At 68.9% G+C, this 19,563-nt stretch carries 16 protein-coding genes and 1 pseudogene; 10 read left to right on the top strand and 7 right to left on the bottom strand.

Annotated features, from left to right (window positions below):
* The first annotated feature begins 10 nt into the window (after positions 1–10).
* Positions 11–142 carry a hypothetical protein gene (locus AOZ06_RS61460; protein ID WP_257721444.1) on the top strand — a complete coding sequence of 44 codons (132 nt, stop codon included), beginning with the start codon at positions 11–13 and terminating at the stop codon, positions 140–142.
* Between the two features lie 2 nt (positions 143–144).
* Here AOZ06_RS61460 and AOZ06_RS42380 read toward each other — a convergent pair whose 3' ends face one another.
* Positions 145–900 (bottom strand): IclR family transcriptional regulator, encoded by a 756-nt coding sequence (locus AOZ06_RS42380; protein ID WP_054294516.1) that lies wholly within the window; start codon positions 898–900, stop codon positions 145–147.
* A 71-nt stretch (positions 901–971) separates the two neighbouring features.
* Here AOZ06_RS42380 and AOZ06_RS42375 point away from each other — a divergent pair, with 71 nt between their 5' ends.
* From AOZ06_RS42375 to pcaG, 3 genes are read left to right on the top strand one after another with little or no spacing between them, the layout of a single operon-like run.
* A complete protein-coding gene (locus AOZ06_RS42375) occupies positions 972–2,147 on the top strand; it encodes a 4-hydroxybenzoate 3-monooxygenase (protein ID WP_054294515.1) in 1,176 nt (391 codons plus the stop codon).
* Between the two features lie 10 nt (positions 2,148–2,157).
* A complete protein-coding gene (gene pcaH / locus AOZ06_RS42370) occupies positions 2,158–2,862 on the top strand; it encodes a protocatechuate 3,4-dioxygenase subunit beta (protein ID WP_054294514.1) in 705 nt (234 codons plus the stop codon).
* Entirely contained in the window at positions 2,859–3,380 is a 522-nt protein-coding gene (gene pcaG, locus AOZ06_RS42365; RefSeq protein WP_054294513.1) for a protocatechuate 3,4-dioxygenase subunit alpha, read from the top strand. Before pcaH ends, pcaG begins: the two co-directional genes overlap by 4 nt.
* Here pcaG and AOZ06_RS42360 read toward each other — a convergent pair.
* The 4 genes from AOZ06_RS42360 to AOZ06_RS42345 are packed head-to-tail and all read right to left on the bottom strand — an operon-like array spanning position 3,377 to position 6,627.
* The gene (locus AOZ06_RS42360) at positions 3,377–4,759 is read right to left on the bottom strand and encodes an FAD-binding oxidoreductase (protein WP_054294512.1); all 1,383 of its coding nucleotides are present in this window, start codon (positions 4,757–4,759) and stop codon (positions 3,377–3,379) included. The genes pcaG and AOZ06_RS42360 overlap by 4 nt on opposite strands.
* A gap of 26 nt (positions 4,760–4,785) precedes the next feature.
* Positions 4,786–5,223, bottom strand: coding sequence for an OsmC family peroxiredoxin (locus tag AOZ06_RS42355; RefSeq protein ID WP_054294511.1), 438 nt, complete (start codon positions 5,221–5,223; stop codon positions 4,786–4,788).
* Position 5,224: 1 nt separating this feature from the next.
* Complete coding sequence (locus AOZ06_RS42350; protein ID WP_054297331.1) at positions 5,225–5,701, bottom strand: MarR family winged helix-turn-helix transcriptional regulator; 477 nt, start codon at positions 5,699–5,701, stop codon at positions 5,225–5,227.
* 20 nt (positions 5,702–5,721) lie between these two features.
* The gene (locus tag AOZ06_RS42345; RefSeq protein ID WP_054294510.1) at positions 5,722–6,627 is read right to left on the bottom strand and encodes a class I SAM-dependent methyltransferase; all 906 of its coding nucleotides are present in this window, start codon (positions 6,625–6,627) and stop codon (positions 5,722–5,724) included.
* A gap of 463 nt (positions 6,628–7,090) precedes the next feature.
* Here AOZ06_RS42345 and lanKC point away from each other — a divergent pair, with 463 nt between their 5' ends.
* From lanKC to AOZ06_RS42330, 4 genes and pseudogenes are all read left to right on the top strand, one after another.
* On the top strand, positions 7,091–9,673 hold the full coding sequence (lanKC, locus tag AOZ06_RS42340; protein ID WP_054294509.1) for a class III lanthionine synthetase LanKC: 2,583 nt from the start codon (positions 7,091–7,093) through the stop codon (positions 9,671–9,673).
* 24 nt (positions 9,674–9,697) lie between these two features.
* Positions 9,698–9,850 carry a SapB/AmfS family lanthipeptide gene (locus AOZ06_RS57330; RefSeq protein ID WP_143231394.1) on the top strand — a complete coding sequence of 51 codons (153 nt, stop codon included), beginning with the start codon at positions 9,698–9,700 and terminating at the stop codon, positions 9,848–9,850.
* An 87-nt stretch (positions 9,851–9,937) separates the two neighbouring features.
* Complete coding sequence (locus AOZ06_RS42335) at positions 9,938–11,590, top strand: ABC transporter ATP-binding protein (RefSeq protein WP_054294508.1); 1,653 nt, start codon at positions 9,938–9,940, stop codon at positions 11,588–11,590.
* A 179-nt stretch (positions 11,591–11,769) separates the two neighbouring features.
* Positions 11,770–13,023: pseudogene (locus AOZ06_RS42330) on the top strand (ATP-binding cassette domain-containing protein); the annotation flags it as partial.
* Between the two features lie 219 nt (positions 13,024–13,242).
* Here AOZ06_RS42330 and AOZ06_RS55370 read toward each other — a convergent pair.
* Positions 13,243–13,908: a response regulator transcription factor gene (locus AOZ06_RS55370; RefSeq protein WP_083472301.1), complete on the bottom strand. Its 666-nt coding sequence runs from the start codon at positions 13,906–13,908 to the stop codon at positions 13,243–13,245.
* A 339-nt stretch (positions 13,909–14,247) separates the two neighbouring features.
* On the opposite strand from AOZ06_RS55370, the gene AOZ06_RS55365 reads away from it, so the two are divergent.
* Positions 14,248–15,714, top strand: a complete 1,467-nt coding sequence (locus AOZ06_RS55365) for a discoidin domain-containing protein (RefSeq protein ID WP_083472300.1) — start codon at positions 14,248–14,250, stop codon at positions 15,712–15,714.
* Positions 15,715–15,799: 85 nt separating this feature from the next.
* A complete protein-coding gene (locus AOZ06_RS42320) occupies positions 15,800–18,562 on the top strand; it encodes a carbohydrate-binding protein (RefSeq protein ID WP_054294506.1) in 2,763 nt (920 codons plus the stop codon).
* 74 nt (positions 18,563–18,636) lie between these two features.
* Here AOZ06_RS42320 and AOZ06_RS42315 read toward each other — a convergent pair whose 3' ends face one another.
* Positions 18,637–19,524: an arginase family protein gene (locus tag AOZ06_RS42315; protein ID WP_054294505.1), complete on the bottom strand. Its 888-nt coding sequence runs from the start codon at positions 19,522–19,524 to the stop codon at positions 18,637–18,639.
* Positions 19,525–19,563: the final 39 nt, after the last annotated feature.

Here is a 19,563-nt window from a genome sequence, read left to right as displayed (position 1 = left end):
AGAGGGGACCATGGCAAACGCAACCGTGGCGGGAACGCCGATTTTCGACGAGCTGCGCGAACTGTTCGGGCAACTCGAGATCGAGGAGCTGATCGGCCGCTCCGAAGAGGGCGCTGTGAGCGCCACCCAGGCCGAAAGCTGACTTCAGCGCCTGTGGGTGCTGGGCCGCCAACCCATCGCCCGTGAGATGCCGTGACCCGCGGCTCGGACTGCGGGCACGAGCGCACGGGCATCCGTTTCGATCGGCACCACGATGGACAGCGCCGCGATGACGGTGTTGTTCGCGTCACGGACCGGCGCCGCGATCGACTGCGTGATCATTTCGATCTGCCTGTCACTCACCACGTACCCGTCGCGCCGGGCCGCGGCGAGAGTCTCCCGCAGCCGGCGTGTGGTGGAGATCGTCCGTTCGGTGAAGCGCTCCAGCGGTGCCGAGAACACGCGTTCGCGCACGTCGTCGTCGGCGTGCGCGAGCAGGATCAGGCCGACGCCGGTCGCGTGCAGCGGCATCCGGCTGCCCACCCGGGTCAGGATGCTGACCGCGCCGCGAGCAGAGATCCGTTCGACGTAGACCGCTTCCAGGTCGTCCCGGACAGCCAGCTGCACGTTCTGCCGCGTGGCCTCGTAGAGGTCCTCGAGGAACGGCATCGCCCGCTCGCGCAGGCTCAAACTGCCTGGTGAGAGCGATCCGATCGCCAGCAGGCGCAGCCCGATGCGGTAGCGCCCGTCCCCGCCGCGGGTCAGCCCGCCCCAGTCGGTGAGCTCGTTCACCAGCCGGTGCGTCGTGCTCAGCGGCAGCCCCGCCAGCGAGCTGAGCTCGGACAGCGTCAGCGCCGGCTTGGTCTCGGAGAACGCGTCCAGCAGCCGGAACACCCGGCTGGACACCGACTCGCCTGTCATGGGCTGAGTGTGCCTTCCGGTGAGCGGAAACCAGAGTCCCTGACGTGGTGATTTTCGGTAACCCTTCAGTCATGCGCACTCAGGTGGCCATCGTGGGGGCCGGGCCGGCCGGGCTGCTGCTGTCCCACCTGCTCTGGCTGGACGGCATCGACTCGGTGATCCTGGAGGCCCGCAGTCGCGAGTACGTGGAGAAGCGGGTCCGCGCGGGCGTCTGCGAACACCCGACGGTCGAACTGCTGCGCCAAGTCGGGCTCGCCGACCGGCTGGACGCCGAAGGCCTGCCGCACCACGGCATCACGCTGCGGTTCGACGGCGAAGACCACCGGATCGCGCTGACCGACCTGACCGGCCGGTCCATCGTGGTCTACGGCCAGCAGGAGATCGTCAAGGACCTGATCGCCGCACGGCTCAAGGCGGGCGCCGAGATCCACTTCGAGGTGTCCGACGTCGAACTGCACGAGCTGACCGGCGACACGCCCCGCGTCACGTACAAGGACGCCGACGGTGTCGTGCGGGAGATCCAGGCGGACGTGATCGCGGGCTGCGACGGGTTCCACGGCATCAGCCGCCCGTCCATTCCGGACAGTGCGATGACCGTGTACGACCACGTCTACCCGTTCGCGTGGCTGGGTGTTCTCGTCAAGGCGCCGCCCGCGCACCACGAGCTGATCTACGCCAACCACGAGCGCGGTTTCGCGCTGCACAGCATGCGCACCCCCGACGTGACCAGGTTGTACCTGCAAGTCGACCCGTCGGACTCGCTCGACGACTGGCCGGACGAGCGGATCTGGGCGGAACTGCACGCCCGTTTGGCCATCTCCGGCGGATTCGCGCTGCACGAGGGCCCGATCCTGGAACGGCTGCTGTCGCCGATGCGCAGTTTCGTGGCCGAACCGATGCGGCACGGGCGGCTCATGCTGGCAGGCGACTCGGCGCACATCGTCCCGCCGACCGGTGCCAAGGGGATGAACCTCGCGATGGCCGACGTCCTGGTGCTGTCCCGCGCGCTCAAGGCGTTGCTGCGCGACAACAGGACCGACCTCGTGGAGTCCTATTCGGACACCTGTCTGCGCAGGGTGTGGCGGGCCGAGCACTTCTCGTACTTCATGACCAGCATGCTGCACCGGGCGCACGACGCGGACCCGTTCCAGCACCGGCTCCAGTTGTCCCAACTGCGGTACACCGCGTCATCGACCGCCGCCGCCACGAGTCTCGCCGAGAACTACGTCGGCCTGCCGTTCCCGTAGGAGGTTCCCGTTGTATCTGCGCGACGAGCCCGGCACGCATCCACCGCTGGACAGCCCGGGGTACAAGTCGACCGCGCTGCGGCACCCGTCGCAGCGGCCGGTCCTGCTGCCGCAGAAGCTGACCGAGATCACCGGCCCGTTGCTGGGCGAAGGGCGTCTCAGCCCCAACGACAACGACCTGACCGCGCAGCACGCCGGTGAGCCGCAAGGGCAGCGGATCATCGTGCACGGCAGGCTGCTGGAGGGCGACGGCAAACCGGTGGCGAACTCGCTGGTGGAGATCTGGCAGGCGAACGCGGGCGGGCGCTACAACCACGTGCGGGACCGCTGGCCGAGCCCGGTCGACCCGAACTTCGACGGCGTGGGCAGGACGTTGACCGACGCCGAGGGCCGGTACACGTTCACCACGATCAAACCGGGCGCGTACCCGTGGCAGAACCACGACAACGCCTGGCGGCCCGCGCACATCCACTTCTCGGTGTTCGGCAGGTCCTTCACACAGCGCCTGGTCACCCAGATGTACTTCCCGGACGACCCGCTGTTCGGCCAGGACCCGATCTTCAACTCGGTGCCCGACCCGGCCGCCCGTGCCAGGATGATCTCGTCCTTCGACATGTCGCGGACCGTGCCGAACTGGGCGTTGGCCTACTCGTTCGACATCGTCGTGCGCGGCAGGGACGCCACGCCGTTCGAGGAGGAGGTGGACGACGAATGACCACGCCGTCGCAGACCGTCGGGCCGTTCCTGTCGATCGGTCTGCCCTGGCCGGACGGGCCCACCGTGGTCCCGGAAGGCACCGCCGGGGCCATCAGGATCGTCGGCACGGTGTACGACGGCGCCGGGCAGCCGGTCCCGGACGCTTTGATCGAGACGTGGCAGGCGGACCCGGACGGGCACTTCGACCACCCCGACGACCCGTCCGGCCCGCTGCGCAAGGACTTCCGCGCGTTCGGCCGGTGCCCGACCGAGTCCGACGGCACCTACTGGATCCTGACCCTCCCGCCCGGCGCGATTCCCGGGCAGGCGCCGCACATCGACGTCTCGGTGTTCGCCCGCGGCCTGCTCAACCGGGTCGTCACCCGGATCTACCTCGCCGACGACCCCGCTGACCCGGTGTTGTCGAGCGTCGATCCCGCCCGGCGGCACACGTTGATCGCGCAGCCGACTGACCACGGCTACCGGTTCGACATCCGGTTGCAGGGCGAGAACGAGACGGTGTTCTTCGACGTCTAACCGAGGCCTTGGGCGAACGCGAACACCCGCTGTGGGTCGTAGCGCTTGGCCACTGTGAGCAGCTTCGGCAGGTTGGGCCCGTAGTACGCCTGCGCCCAGTCGGGCATCTGCGGGTCGATGTAGTTGACGTAACCGGTCCGGCCGTACTGCCTGCCGACTTCGTCGCGGACGTGCGCGATGGCCTGGCGTGCGGCGGTTTCGTCCCGGTCGACCTGGTGGACCACCTGCATGCTCGCGATGCTGTCCCGGTACGGGAATGCGGTGTCGGTTCCGCCGACGCGTGCGATTGCGCCGCCGAAGCGGTCGAACTGCGTGTAAAGCCCGGGAGCGCTGCGCAGCAGCGACACCATGGCCGACGTGTCACGGATCGGCGGACCGATCATCCGTGATGTGGACACATAGGACCCGCGGTCAGGCTGGCCCGCGAAGTACCGCATGGCCTCGAAGTGCTCGTATTGCTTGGTGCGCCGGGTGATCGGCTGCGTGCCGACGAGCTTGGCCAGGTTGTCGATGTACGGCTGGACCCGAGGCTCCTGGCCGACGAAACACCCGGTGACCCACGCGTTCGCACGCTTGTCGCCGGGGACGTCCAGGTTGCACCACACCTCGTCCGGGATCGGCCAGGACTGCCAGGCGCCGAGCAACTCCGCAAGCGCCGCGGGCGAGAACTCCAGCTCGAACACGGTGAGGTCGGTGGCGGGCGTGGTGTGGAACGTGAACGAGGTGACGATGCCGAAGTTGCCGCCGCCACCCCCGCGCAACGCCCAGAACAGGTCTGGTTCCTGCGTGGCCGAGACGGATCGCAGCACGCCGTCGGCGGTGACTATCCTGGCCGAGACGAGCCGGTCGCACGTCAGGCCGTATTTGCGTGCCGTGACGCCGATTCCGCCGCCGAGCGTGAGACCTGCGATGCCGACCGACGGGCACGTGCCGCCGGGCAGGGCCCTGCCGGAACGGGCCAGCGCCGCGTAGACGTCGATCAACCGGGCGCCCGCGCCGATCGTGGCCGTGCCGTCCGGGCCGACCTGCACGGCAGAGAGTTCGCGCAAGTCGACGACGAGGCTACTGTCCCGTGTGGAGTAACCGGCGTAGCTGTGCCCGCCGCTGCGCGCGGCGACCGGCGTGCTCGTCGCCGCGGCGAAGTCGACGCACGCCTGGACGTCCTCGGTGCGGGCGCACTGGACGACCGCGGCCGGGCGCTGTCCATCGTGGATGGTGAAGTAACCCTGGCGCGCGGTGGCGTAACCCGGATCCTGTGGCAGGTGCAGCGCACCGGCCAGCCGGGTGCGCAACCGCTGCCAGTCCGGGGGTGCGGCCATGCCGAAACTGGTCACGGCCGCACCGAGTCCGAAAAGGAGTCCACGTCGGCTCACTGTCATGGGAGTGGACGGTAATCAGTGACGGGTCACTCCGCGAGCGTGGCGTCCAGCGTGATCGTGGTGCCGGACAACGCCTTGGTCACCGGGCAGGTGCGCTCGGCGGTGGCCGCGAGCTCGGCGAACTTCTCCTTGTCGAGCCCGTCGACCTTGGCGGTCAGCGTGATCGCGATCCCGCTGATCTGGAAGCCGCCGTCCGGGTCAGGGCCGAGCGTGACCTCGGCGCTGACGTCGAGGCTGGTCGGCGTGTAGCCCGCGCCCTCCAGCGTGCCGGAGAGGTTCATCGCCAGGCAGGACGAGTGCGCGGCGGCGATCAGCTCCTCGGGGCTGGTCTGGCCCTCCGGGTTGCCCGCGCGGGTCGGGAAGGACACCGGGAACTGCCCGGCGTTGGACGAGTCCAGGGTGACGGTGCCGCCACCCTGCTGCAGTCCGCCTTCCCAGTGGGTGGTCGCGTCGCGGCTCGGCATCTCAGTGATCTCCTTCGGGTGAAGTTCCGGTGGCGGCACTCCGCGCGGTCGCGGTGACGTCACGCAGCAGGTCGATGAGCGCGCGCCGGCCCTGGTCGTCCAGGCCCAGTGCGCACCCGATCGCGGGCGGGATCTCCAGCGCTCGTTCGCGCAGCGCGATCCCTTCCCGCGTCAGGCTCACCGCGACGCTCCGCTCGTCGTCCGCCTGCCGCTTGCGTTGCACCAGCCCGCGCGTCTCCAACCGCTTGAGCAGCGGGGAGACGGTGCCGTAGTCGAGGTGCAGTGCGGTACCGATCTGCTTGATCGGCTGGTTGTCGCGCTCCCACAGCACCAGCAACACGAGGTACTGCGGATACGTGAGGTCCAGCTCGGCCAGCAGCGGCCGGTACACGTCCGTGACCGCCCTTGACGCCGCGTACAGCGCGAAGCAGGCCTGTTCGTCGAGCAACAGGAAGTTGCGCGGGTCAGGTTCGGCCATGACGGAAACATAGCCCACGATTACATTGTGCGCAAGCTATCTCGTTGGAAGTGCCAGACGACCAGTTGACCCTCGACCGCCGCGTGCGCCGCTTCCGGCACCAGCGCCGCCAGCGACCACGGCCAGACATCCCACGGGCCGACGTCCGTGGCCTTCGAACCCGGCGGTGGTGCTTCCGGCTGTGGCTCCTCGCAGTGCCGCACCGTCAGACCGGCCGCCAGCGCGGCACGCACGTAGTCGCCCATCGAGTGGCGGTAGGTCACCAGCCGGTGGGGCTCGCCGTTCGGGCCGCGGACAGTCGGGATGGAGCCGCGCAACACCCCGTCCGGGTGGATGTCGGCGATCACGAGGTGCCCGCCCGGCCGCAGCACGCGCGCGAACTCGGCGAAGATCGGCGTGAGGTCCGGGTTGTGGGTCAACGCGAGCCCGCACACGACCAGGTCGACCTCGTCGACGGGCAGGTGGTGCAACGTGCCCTCGCGGAACTCGCTGCCGGGCAAACGCTTGCGCGCCAGTTCCAGCATCTCGGGTGAGCTGTCGACGCCGATCACCCGGTGCCCGCGCTCGACGAGGAGTTCGGCGTACCGGCCGGTGCCGCACGCCGCGTCCAGCGCCGTGCCTGCGGGCAACTCGTCGACGATCCGCTTGACGACCGGCACGTCGATGGCGAACGCCGCGTTGGCCGGGTCGTCGTAGGTCGCCGACCAGGTCCGGTAACCGTCCACTGTGCTCACTCGGGTCACGTCGACCGGCCGTGCCAGCCGTTCGTCCGCCAGCAGCTCGCGGACCTCGGCCAGTCTGGCCTCGATGAACTCCCGGTCGTGCTCTCCGATGAAACCCTGTAGCAGTGCGATGCCCTGCAGGCCGATGACGTAGGCCAATGGGTGTTCGTGGACGACGGGAACGATGTCGCGGAGACGAGCCATGGGCCGGATGCTGCCAGTCGTCAACCGCACTGTCGCATGAATTATCGATCATGCGCGCACACTCGGACGATGATCGCGCGTTATCGCACTGTTATCCCGTGAGACGTCGCCGGGCGGTATTGCGACACCGTTGCACTATGCGCGACATTGTCTTCCGCGGAGTGTGCGGAACCCATTCGCCGACACGCTGGCCGGGATATCCCCGGCCGCGCGTGCCGCGAGACTTTCACCCACAGCCGCTTGACGCGCTGTGGGCTGGTGTCACTGACAAACGGGATGGCCACCACGGGGGGCTTTGGTGACCAGCCCGTTCGTCAAATGGGGCATCGCGCTGGATGATCGGAGTGTTACGCGTCGGTACGGGCGGATGTGAAAAACGCACCGTTCGACCGTGACAGGCGCGTCGGGGACTAATGACGGAACTCACTATGCCGTTGCGCGGCCGGTAACAACGATTGCAGCCATGAACGAGGAGTACGAGGCCTACTGCATGGCGGATCCGTCGTTTTACGACGCGATGCACTCCGAGCAGACGGCCGGGGAGTCCTTCGCGACCGCCGAACGCCCATTGCCCGACGGGTGGACGCGGCACGAGCAGGACGACTGGTTCGTACTCGACCCCGGCACGCGGGACACCCCGCTGCAGGGCTGGAAGATCCACGCGTCGGCCACCCCGGACAACGCCGGGCAGGTGATCGACAAGGTTTTCGACTACTGCGTCCCCCGGGGCATCCAGTTCAAGTTCCTGCGATCACGCTCCGCGCTGATCTCCCGGGTCTCCAAATACGCTCCGCGGGGATTCAGCGGCAAGCTGGTCACGATCTACCCGTCGGACGACACCGAGTGCGAACGGATTCTGACCGAACTCGGCGAACTGCTCGACGGCGAGCCGAGCCCGTACATCCTGAGTGATCTCCGGTGGGGAAATGGCCCGCTGTACGTCCGATACGGCGCCTTCGCCAACCGGTACACAGTGGACGAGAGCGGTGAAGTCGTCGACGCGATCGCGCAGCCGGACGGCACACTTGTCGCCGACAGGCGCGGTCCCGTTTTCTACACACCGCCGTGGGTCACGTTGCCGCGATTCCTCCAGCCGCACTTGGATGCCCGCAATTCCGTGACCGTGCAGGGGCTGCCGTACACATTCGACAGCGTCGTGCACTTCTCCAACGGCGGCGGGATCTACGTCGGCAAGGACACCAGGACCGACAAACAGGTCGTGCTCAAGGAGGCCCGGCCGCACGCCGGACTCGACGCGTGGGGCCACGATGCCGTGCGCAGGCTCGAACGCGAGCACGACATACTGCGCAGACTCGCGGGCGTCCCCGGTATCCCCGAGGTGTACGACCTGTTCTGGCTGGGCGAGCACCGGTTCATGGTGATGGAGTACGTGCAGGGAGACGTGCTGTCCAAGGCGATCACCATGCAGTACCCCCTGATCGACCCCGCCGCCACGGACGCCGACTACGCGCGGTTCACCGACTGGGTGGTGCGCATCCACCGCCAGGTCGAGCAGACCATGACGGCGGTGCACGAGCGCGGGATCGTCTACGGCGACCTGCACCTGTTCAACATCATCGTCCGCGAGGACGACACGATCGCCTTGCTCGACTACGAGGTCGCGGCACCGGTGGAGGAAGCGACCCGGCCAGGTCTCGGCAACCCCGGCTTCACCGCCCCGCGCTCGGTCACCGGCTTCGGCGTGGACGAGTACGCGATGGCGTGCCTGCGGCTGGCGATGTTCCTGCCGATGACGAACCTGTTCGGCCTGCACCGCGTCAAGGCGCGGCAGTTCGCCGAGATCATCACCGAGCATTTCCCGGTGTCACGGGAGTTCCTGGACAAGGGCGTCGACGTGATCGTCCCACCGGACACGCCGTCGACGCCCAGCCCCCGTATCGCGACCGACAGCGCGGGGTGGCCGTCGGTGCGCGACGACATGGTCCGCGCGATCGTCGCGAGTGCCACACCCGACCGCGACGACAGGCTGTTCCCCGGTGACCCCAGGCAGTTCGGCGTCGGCGGGCTCGGCCTGGCACACGGTGCCGCCGGTGTGCTGTACGCCCTGTCGGTCACCGGAGGCCACCGAGACGAGCGGTTCGACCAGTGGCTGGTCAGCCGGGCGAAGAACCCGGCGGGCGGATCGCGGATCGGCCTGTTCGACGGCCTGCACGGCGCCGCGTTCGCCCTCGAACACCTCGGCTACCGGCAGGAAGCCCTGGACACACTGGACATCTGCCTGCGGGAGAAGTGGGAGTCGTTCGGTCCCGACCTGATGACCGGGTTGTCCGGGATCGGACTGAACCTGCTGCACTTCGCCGACCGCTCAGGCGAACCGGCGCTGCGGATGGCCGCGCTGCGGGCCGCCGAACTCGTCGCCGAACGGCCCGACGACGAGGACGACTCCGGCATCAGCGGCGGCACGCACCCACACGCCGGGCTGTTCCGCGGGCGAGCCGGACAGGCGCTGTTGTTGTTGCGCGCCTACGACGACACAGGTGACACGAACTTCCTTGACCGCGCTGCCAACGCGTTGCGCCAGGACCTGAAGCGCTGTTTCTTACGGGACAACGGTGTCCTGGAGATCAACGAAGGCTGGCGCACCATGCCGTACCTTGACGGCGGCAGTGTCGGCCTTGGTATCGTTCTCGACGAGTACCTGGCCCGCGGGCACGACGACCAGTTCGCCGAGGCCAACCGCGGCATCGAGGCCGCCGCGACGTCCACGATGTACATCCTGCCCGGCCTGTTCACCGGCCGCGCCGGGATCCTGGCCTACCTCGCGGGCCGGCTTCCCGGAGCGGACCCGTTGGTCACCAAGCAGATCCGCAACCTGGCATGGCACGCGCTGCCCTACGGCGACGGGATCGCCTTCCCCGGCACGGCGCTGCTGCGCCTCTCGATGGACCTGGCCACCGGCACAGCCGGTGTGCTGCTCGCGGTCGGAATGGCTCTGCACAACGAGCCCGTCCACCTGCCGCTGCTGGCGCCCACCCGCCGCACGGCCCCACAGACCCCCGCGCCGACCGGTGCGGGTACGCAGTAACCCCCGACACAAGGAGTAGACGAGATGTCTGTTCTTGACCTGCAGGGCATGGAAGCCGCACCGCAGACCGGCGGCCACGGTGGTGGCAGCTCCAACAGCGGCCACAGCTGCCCGAGCAACCTGAGCCTCACCCTGTGCAACGGCGGCTCCGGCCTGTCGCTGCTGATCTGCCACTAGTACCCGCGGCGGATCCAGCTTGATCAGCGCGACCCCGGGACGACTGTCGCTCGCCCCGGGGTCGCGCCCCCAACTATAGGAGTCCGGGTGACGACGTTCGGCGAGATCGCCAGGCACGGCGGCCGGTGGCTGCCGTGGATCGGCGCATCCGCCCTGGTCGGTACGATCGGTACGCTCGCGTTGCCCACTGTGCTCGGCAAAGCCGTCGACTCGATCGTCACCGGCGGCTCGGCCGGCATGTGGCTGGTCGTGGCGGGCGTGCTGATCGCGGTCGGCGTCGTCGCCGATCTCGTCGACTCCTTCGCAGGCGTGGCGTGTGTCGCGGACACCACCGCGTGGCTGCGCGAACGCCTGATCAGGCACCTGCTCGCGGCCGGCCCTGACCGCGGTTTCGACACCGGTGACCTGGTCACCCGGGTGTCGGGGAACTCCGTGGACGCCGCACAGGCGGGCCCAGCCGTGGTCACCGTGTGGATGGCGGTGCTGCCACCTGCCGGCAGCCTCGCCCTGCTCGTGGTGATCGACCCGTGGCTCGCGGTCGCCTTCCTCGGCGGTGTCGGGCTGGTCGCGCTGGTGCTGCGGGCCTTCACCCGCCGGACCGCCCGCGTGATCACCTCGTACCAGCAGGTGCAGGGCCGGATCGCGGCCAGGTTGACCGAATCTCTCGCCGGTGCCCGCACGATCGCGGCCGCCGGCACTCTGCACGACGAGAAACGCCGCGTGTTGCGCGAGCTGCCCGCGTTGCACGACCAGGGAATGGCGAGCTGGCAAGTGCTCTCGCGTTCGGTCGCGCAGGCGGGGGTGGTTGGTCCACTCGTGACAGTCTCGGTTCTGGCCGCCGGAGGCGTCGCGTTGCTCGACGGCCGCATCACTCCCGGCGAGCTCTTCGCTGCGCTGCAGTACGCGGTGATCGGTGCCGGCCTTGGTGGCATGACGAGCGTCCTCAGCCGCCTCGCCAGGGCCAAGGCCGGCGCGGGCCGTGCCGCCGAGGTGTTCGGCGTCCGCCCGCCCAGCTACGGCGACCTGTGGCTGAACGAGGGAAACGGCAGGCTGGAGTTCAGGAACGTCACCGTCCACAAGGGAGACAAAGCGGTCCTCGACGGCGTCACGATGACACTGCCCGGTGGCAAGGCGATCGCGGTGGTCGGCCGGTCCGGTGCGGGGAAGTCGACCCTCGCGGCGGTCGCGGCCAGGCTGACCGACCCGGCCGAGGGACAGGTCCTGCTCGACGGCGTCCCGGTGAAGTACTTGACGCACCACCAGCTGCGCACCGCTGTCGGGTGCGCTTTCGAGCGCCCGGTGCTGGTCGGCGGGACGGTCGCCGACGCGATCGGCATGGGGCACGACCCGGATCGCGTCCGCGCTGCCGCCAAGGCGACCCACGCGCACGAGTTCGTCAGCCGCCTGCCGCGCGGGTACAACACGGCCCTCGCTGACGCGCCGATGTCCGGCGGGGAGGCGCAACGGCTCGGCCTCGCGCGGGCGTGGAACGCCGAACGCCTGCTCGTGCTCGACGACGCCACGTCCAGTCTGGACATGGTGACCGAGATGCGGATCAGCCGGACGCTGACCGCAGGCCACGGCCACCGCGCCAGGTTGATCATCACCCACCGGGTCGCCACCGCGGCGAACGCCGACCTCGTCGTGTGGCTGGACTCCGGCCGGGTGCGCGGGCTCGGCACACACGCGAACCTCTGGCACGACCCCGAGTACCGCACTGTGTTCGGGGCGGCGGCGTGAAACGCGAGATCCGGTTCGGCATCGCCGCACTGCGTGGCGGCCCTGTCTTCGCGCTGATCGGCTGGTCCATCCCGGAGGCCGTGCCCGCCGCGGTGTCGGGACTCGCGGTCGCCCACGCCGTCGACGACGGGTTCCTCGCGGGCCGCCCGCTCGTCGGGTTCGCCTGGCTGGCAGGCCTGATGGTGGCCGCGGTGATCGGGTCGGCCGGGTCGCGCAAGGTCTTCCAGCGGCTCGGTGAGCTCGTCGAGCCCTTCCGCGACGACCTGGTCCGCCGGGTCGTCGGCAGCGCGCTGTACAAGAGCGTTTCGGGGCGGCCCGACGAAGGCGCGCTGGCCAGGCTGACGCGGCAGGTCGAGGTCGTCAGGGACACGTACGCCGGTCTGATCGTGGTCATCCGGACGTTCCTGGTGACTCTGGCAGGCGTGGTCGTCGGCTTGTTGTCGCTCGCCCCGGTGATCGTCCTGCTGATCCTGCCGCCCTTCCTGCTCGGGTTCGGCGCGTTCCTGGCCACGCTCGGGTTCGCCGCGGCCAAGCAGCGGGTGTCCGTGCTGGCCGACGAGCGGCTGGCCGCCACCGCCGGGTCGGTGCTGGCCGCGACGCGTGACGTGGTGGCGTGCGGGGCGGAGACGCACGCGGCCGCCATGGTTTCCGGCCCGATCCAGGACCAGGCCGACGCCGAGCGCGCGCTGGCCAGGGTCGCCGCCTTGCGAACGATGTGCTTCGCCGTCGGTGGCTGGCTGCCGCTGATCGTGCTGCTGGTCGCCGCGCCGTGGCTCGCCGGGCAGGGGCTCACCGCCGGTCTGATCATGGGCGGCCTGACGTACGTCGTGTCCGGCTTGCAACCCGCGCTGCAGGCGGTGATCGCCGGAGTCGGCGGAAGCGGCCTGCGGTACGTGGTCACGCTCGGCCGCATCCTCGACGAGACGACGTCGCCGCCGGTCGAGTTCGCGCGCCGGGCCGATCGGCACGGCGAGGACCTGATCCTGCGTGACGTGACGTTCGCCTACGGGCCGCACGCCGAGCCGGTGCTGCGTGATCTGGACCTGACTGTGCTGGGAGGCGAGCACCTCGCGGTGGTCGGCCCGAGCGGGATCGGGAAGTCCACCCTGGCGAGCCTGATCTGCGGGCTGCGGGCCCCGGACTCCGGGACGGTCAGCTACGGCGGTGTGCGCGCCGTCGAACTGGGTGCGGCGGACCGGGTGCTGATCCCGCAGGAGGCCTACGTGTTCACAGGCCCGTTGCGGGACAACCTGACCTATCTGCGGCCCGACGCGACGGACGCCATGGTCGACGCGGCGGTGGACGCCGTCGGGGCGCGTGAGCTGGTCGGGAGGATCGGCGACCAGCTGGACCCCGCCGAGTTGTCGGCGGGGGAGCGGCAGCTGGTCGCGCTGGTCCGGGCGTACCTGAGCCCGGCCCGTCTGGTGGTGCTCGACGAGGCCACGTGCCACCTGGACCCGGTGGCCGAACGGCGTGCCGAGGAAGCGTTCGCGCGGCGGGGCGGAACGCTCGTCGTGGTGGCTCATCGGATCAGCTCGGCGCGCCGTTCCGAGCGGATCCTGGTGCTCGACGGGGTCACTGCCGCCGTCGGTGACCACACCTCGCTGGTGCAGCGGTCGCCGCTGTACCGGGACCTGTGGGGCAGCTGGGACTCACAACCAGCCCGCCTCACGCACGATCCGGATCGCGTCGATCCGGGTGCGGGCACAGGTCTTGCTCATCACCTTGGACAGGTAGTTCCGCACGGTTCCCTTGGACAACGAGAGCCGGGTAGCGATCTCCGGTCCGGAGGCACCGTCGGCGGCTAACCGCAGTACCTGCAGTTCGCGGGGGGTGAACGGGTTGGGCCCCGCGGCGAGGGCGGCGACCGCCAGGTTGACGTCGACGACCTGGGAACCCCGTGCCGCACCGCGGATCGCGGTGAGCAGCCGCTGTGCGGAGGCGTTCTTGTCGACCAGGCCGAGCACCTCGGCGGTCAGCGCGCGTTGGACCAGACCGGGTGGCCTGGCCGCGGCCAGTGCGACCACCTGGGCGTGCGGCATCCGGGCACGCAGTTCCGGAACCATTGTCAGGCCACGGGTGCAGGGCTGGTCCACGTCGATCACCACGACGTCGGGCCGCATCCTCGCGGCGATCGGGACCACGTTGTCATCGCACTTCAAGTCGGCGACCACCTCCATGTCGTGCTGGTCTGATAACAGTGTCGCGAGTGCGTCGCGCAACAGGTCCATGTCGACCACGAGCAGCACTCGGATGACACCCGGCACGGTTGCCGGATACTCGGTTGTCTCTGGGCTGACTTGCGGCCCTGCCGACATTCGTCCTCCCTCTCCTGAGCTCCTGGCGAGCTCCCCACGCGATCCGTAGATACGGGTTGGGCATATGGCCGTTACCGGCGCACCGTTGGGCCGGATCTTGGCTCATACGAACGGAGTAATCAGGCAAATAATCAACCGGTGAAATCGGCCGATGGGCGCCGATCGTAACGCCGATTCGTTGCGCCGCCGACGAATCCGGTGGGCTGCCCGCTCCGGGAGGACGGTCCGATGTCGGCCGGGAATTGCACGATGTCGTTCACATCTTGCTTTAGTTAGGGCGCTGAACTTATTATGCCTCGCAACTGGCAACGGCGCCAGCTGGAGTGAGGGCGGACGGACATGCGAACCCTGCGAAGCATTGTCGGCCTGGTCCTACTGCTCGCGACCGTCATCGTGCAGGCGCCTGCGGCGTCCGCGGATGTGGCGGTCAGAGCGGTCGCGGCTGACGTTCATCTCTTCTACTACCCGTGGTACGGAAGCCCGTCGGTGCACGGCTCCTACCGGCACTGGCCACAGGGCGGCCACACCCCGCCCGACGACGTCGGTGCGGACTTCTACCCCACGCTCGGCGCGTACGACTCCGGCGACACCGCCGTGATCGACCGGCACATGCGGATGATCCAGCAGTCCGGCGCGGGCACCATCGTGACGAGCTGGTGGGGCCAAGGGTCCTATGAGGACGGTGTGACACCCGCACTGCTCGTCTCGGCGGCCCGGCACGGCATCAAGGTCGCCTGGCACCTCGAGCCGTACGCGGGCCGGACCGCCGAGTCCACGGTCGCGGACATCGAGTACATCAACTCGAAGTACGGCGGCAGCCCGGCGTTCTACCGCGCGGCGGCGTGGGGCAACCGCGGTGCGTTCTACGTCTTCGAAAGCCTGCGCATCACCGACTGGACCGCGTTGGAGCAGGTCAAGTCCAGCAGTATCGTCCTGGCGCAGACAACCGACCCGTCACGGGTCGCCCACTTCGGCGGGATGTACACCTACGACGGCATAGCCGGAGCGACCGCGCCCGGCTGGAGGAACGCGTCGGACTTCTGCAAGGCCAACGGATTGGTGTGGGCACCGTCCGTGGCACCTGGCTACATCGACGACCGGGCGGTGCCGGGCAACACCACGCCGACCGTCGGCCGTGACAACGGCGCCATGTACGACAGGCAGTGGAGCAACGCACTCAACCCCGCCACCGGCGGTACGCCGTCGTGGGTCTCGGTGACGTCCTTCAACGAATGGCACGAAGGATCGATCATCGAACCCGCGCGGTCGAACCCGCCCGCCGGGCACGGTTACCTGACATACCAGGGTGCCTACGGCCGGACCGGTGCCGACGCGGAAACCGCCTACCTGGACCGGACCCGTCACTGGGTCAGCCAGTTCACCGGCGGCAGCATCCCGCCCGCCAACCCGAACCTCGCGTTGGGCAAGCAGATCACCGCGAGCAGCAACCAGGGCGGCTACCCGGCCGGCAACGCGAACGACGGAAACCAGTCCAGCTACTGGGAAAGCACGAACCACTCGTTCCCGCAGTCCATCACGCTCGACCTCGGCGCACCCGCCGAGGTGAGCAAGCTCGTGCTGGCCGTCCCGGCGTCGTGGGGCGCGCGGACCCAGACGATCACGGTGCACGGCGGCGACACCACTGTCGTCCCCTCGCGGGGATACGCGTTCGACCCCGCCACACACAACACCGTGACGATCACCTTCCCCGCCACCACACAGCGGTTGTTCCGGCTGAACTTCACCGGCAACACCGGCTGGCCCGCCGGGCAGGTCGCCGAACTCCAGGCATTCCGCATCCAGTAGAGGTCCAGGAAGGACACCGATGGCCCCCTCCCCGGGGCGGCGCCGGTGTGGCTCAGCAGCCGCACTCGTGGCTACCGCCGCCATCATGTTCCCCACACCCGCGGCCAACGCGGGATCAGTGATCCCGCCAGGCGACTACCAGCAGGTGCAGCTGGCGCTCGGGCCGAACGAACTCGGCGAAGCGATGTCGCTGGCGATCCTGCCCAACAGGTCCGTCGTGCACACCGCCCGCGACGGCACAGTCCGCATCACCGACGCCGCGGGAAACACCAGCACGGCAGGCAAGCTCAACGTCTACACCCACGACGAGGAAGGCCTGCAGGGCGTCGCGGCCGACCCGAACTTCGCCACGAACAGGTTCATCTACCTGTACTACTCGCCCCGCCTGTCCACTCCGGACGGAGACGCTCCGGCGGAGGGCACGCAGGCGGACTGGGACAGGTGGAAGGGCGAGCTCTACCTGTCCAGGTTCGTGCTGACCACGGCCAACACGCTCGACACGGCCAGCGAGAAGATCGTCATGCGGGTGGGCAACGACCGAGGCCAGTGCTGCCACGTCGGCGGCGACATCGATTTCGACGCCGCCGGCAACCTCTACCTGACCACGGGAGACGACACCAACCCGTTCCAGTCCGACAGCTACACCCCGATCGACGAACGGACCAACCGCAACCCCCAGTTCGACGCCCAGCGCTCGTCGGGGAACACCAACGACCTGCGCGGCAAGGTGTTGCGGATCAAGCCCCAGGCCGACGGCACGTACACCATCCCGTCGGGCAACCTGTTCGCCCCGGGCACGGCGAACACCCGCCCGGAGATCTACGCGATGGGCTTCCGCAACCCGTTCCGGATGAACGTCGACAAGGCGACCGGGATCGTCTACCTCGGCGACTACGGCCCGGACTCCGGTGCGACGAACCCGAACCGGGGCCCGAACGGCCAGGTCGAGTTCGACCGGATCACCGGCCCCGGCAACTACGGCTGGCCGTACTGCACCGGCACGAACACGACCGACGAGACCTACAACCACTACCAGTTCCCCAGTGGGCCGTCGGGCGCCAAGTTCGACTGCGCCGGTGGGCCGGCGAACAACTCGTTCCGCAACACGGGCCGGCAGACGCTGCCGCCCGCCAAACCGTCGTGGATCAAGTACAGTGGCGACAGCGGCACACCGCCGGAGTTCGGCGGCGGGTCGGAATCCCCGATGGGCGGCCCGGTCTACCGCCACGACCCCGCCCTGAACTCGGCGATCAAGTTCCCGCAGTCGTTGGACGGCAGGTACTTCGCGGGTGAGTACGGCCGCCGTTGGATCAAGGCGATCGAGGTGACGGCCAGCGGCGGCGTCGGCGACATCGGCGCTTTCCCGTGGACCGGCACCCAGGTGATGGACATGAACTTCGGTCCGGACGGCGCGTTGTACGTGCTCGACTACGGAACGGGCGGCGGAAACCAAGCGCTCTGGCGGGTCGAGTACATCGGCGGCCAGAACCGCAACCCGGTCGCGGTCGCCTCGGCGAACCGGACATCCGGCCAGGCGCCGTTGGCTGTCACGTTCTCCTCCGCGGGCAGCAACGACCCCGAGGGCGGGGCGTTGACGTACTCCTGGAACTTCGGTGACGGGACGACGTCCACACAAGCGAATCCGTCCAAGACGTACACCGCGAACGGAAAGTACACGGCGACTCTGACCGTCCGTGACCCGCAAGGGTCGACCGGTTCGGCCAACGTGCAGATCACCGTGGGCAACACCGCGCCTTCGGTGTCGTTCCAGTCTCCTGTACACGGCCAGCTGTTCTCGTTCGGTGACACGGTCTCCTACCAGGTCAACGTCACCGATCCCGAGGACGGTGCCATCGACTGCGACCGTGTGAAGGTGACGTACAAGCTCGGCCACGACAGCCACCGCCACGACATCACGTCCCGCAACGGCTGCACAGGGTCGATTCCTGTCCCGATCGACGGCGAACACGACCCCGCGGCGAACGTGTTCGGCGCGTTCGACGCCGAGTACACCGACAACGGTGGCCTGACCACGCACCACGAGAACATCCTGCAACCACGGCACCGCCAGGGTGAGCACTTCAGCACTCAGTCCGGTGGGGTCCAGCTGGCCCAGCACGGCGCTGCCGAGGGCGGGACGACGGTCGGGTTCATCGACAACAACGACTGGGTGGCCTTCACGCCTTATGCCATGAACGGGGCTGTCAGCGTCACTGCCCGGGTGTCGTCCGGTGGTCCTGGTGGGACGATGGAGGTTCGCACCGGGTCGCCGGCTGGTCCGCTGCTGGGCTCCGTCCAGATCGCCAACACCGGCAGCTGGGACACGTTCACGAACGTGACCGGCGCGTTGAGCAACGTGCCGTCCGGGACGACCACGCTCTACCTGGTTTTCAAGGGTGTGACGGGACAGGGCAACCTGTTCGACGTCGACGCGTACACCATCAACACGGGACCGACCGGCGGTCCGACAAGGACAGTGGAAGGGGAAGGATTCTCGTCCACTTCGGGCGTTCAGCCCGCCGCGCATGCCGGTGCCAGCGGCGGCTACACGGCCGGGTACATCGAGAACGGTGACTGGGCGGCGTACGCGACCGTGAACACCGCTGGTGCGACTGGGATCTCCGCCCGGATCTCGTCTGCCGGGTCCGGTGGCACGATCCAGGTCCGGTCCGGTTCCGCCACCGGGACGCTGCTGGGTTCGGTCACGGTTCCGGTGACGGGTGGCTGGGAGAACTTCCAGACGGTGTCGGCGAACCTGAGCGGCTCGGCTTCAGGCGCGTTGTTCCTGGTGTTCGCCGGCGGGACCGGGTTCCTGTTCGACGTGGACACTGTGACGGTCCGGTTCTGACAGCTTGTGGTCACCGGTGCTCAGCGACAGCGGTGAGCACCGGTTCACACGCTTGGGCGAAGTGCTGCTGCCGCTCACCGCGCCAGGACGGTGACGAGAGCGTCGGTCAGCTCGGCCGCGTACCGGCCGTCCGGGTCCAGGTCGGGGTCGTAGATCGCCAGGTTCGCCCCGACGCACTTCTCATGCGCCAGCATCGGCCGCAGCAGGTCGAGAAGCTCGCTGTACTGCAGCCCTCCGGGATCAGGGGCGTCCGCGGCGGGCATCACCTCGATGTCCAGGACGTCCACGTCCAGGTGCAGCCAGAACCCGTCCAGGTTCGTGAGCTTCTCCAACGTCCGCGCCGCCACCGAGCCGGGGCCCTCCGCCTGGATCTGCGAAGACGTCCACGCGGTGATCCCCGCCTCGGCGAGGTTGGGGACGTCCTCGTCGTCGTCGCGGTTGCCGAGGACCACGATGTCACTGTCCTGAACGTACGGTCCGTGCCCGCCGATGTCGGTCACGTCGGCCTGCCCGCGCCCGGTGGCCAGCGCGAGCGTTTCGGCTGCGGCGGCACCGACCCGGTTGGCTTGGCTCGCCCGCAGGAAGTCCGCGCTGCCGTCGAAGTAGGCCAGTCCGTAACGGCCGCGCTTGCGCAGGGTGAGCAGTGGCGCGAGCATGATGCTGCAATCCCCGCCCAGCAACACCGGGAACTCGTCATTGTCCAGCAGCGCAGCCACTCGATCGGCCAGTCGCGCTGTGTACTCGGCGATACCCGCTGCGTTGAAGAGTCCTTGCCCGGGCGACCACTCCGAGATGTCGTAGCGCGGCGGGACCACGTACCCGGCGTCGCGTGCGCCTGTCCGGGTGAGCAGTCCCTGGTCCCGCAGCGCGCCCGCCATCTTGTAGCAGCCGGGGACCACTCCCGGCGCGGGCATGCGCAGTCCGAGGTTGGACGGGGCGTCCAGGACGGCTACCGGTTTCATCTCCTACCCCCAGGGCTTCGGTTTCGAGCACGGGGATCA

This window comes from Kibdelosporangium phytohabitans (assembly GCF_001302585.1).
GTDB classification, from domain to species: Bacteria; Actinomycetota; Actinomycetes; order Mycobacteriales; family Pseudonocardiaceae; genus Kibdelosporangium; species Kibdelosporangium phytohabitans.
The sequence above is the reverse complement of the archived record's forward strand: the minus strand, read 5'-3'. Positions and strand labels throughout refer to the sequence as shown.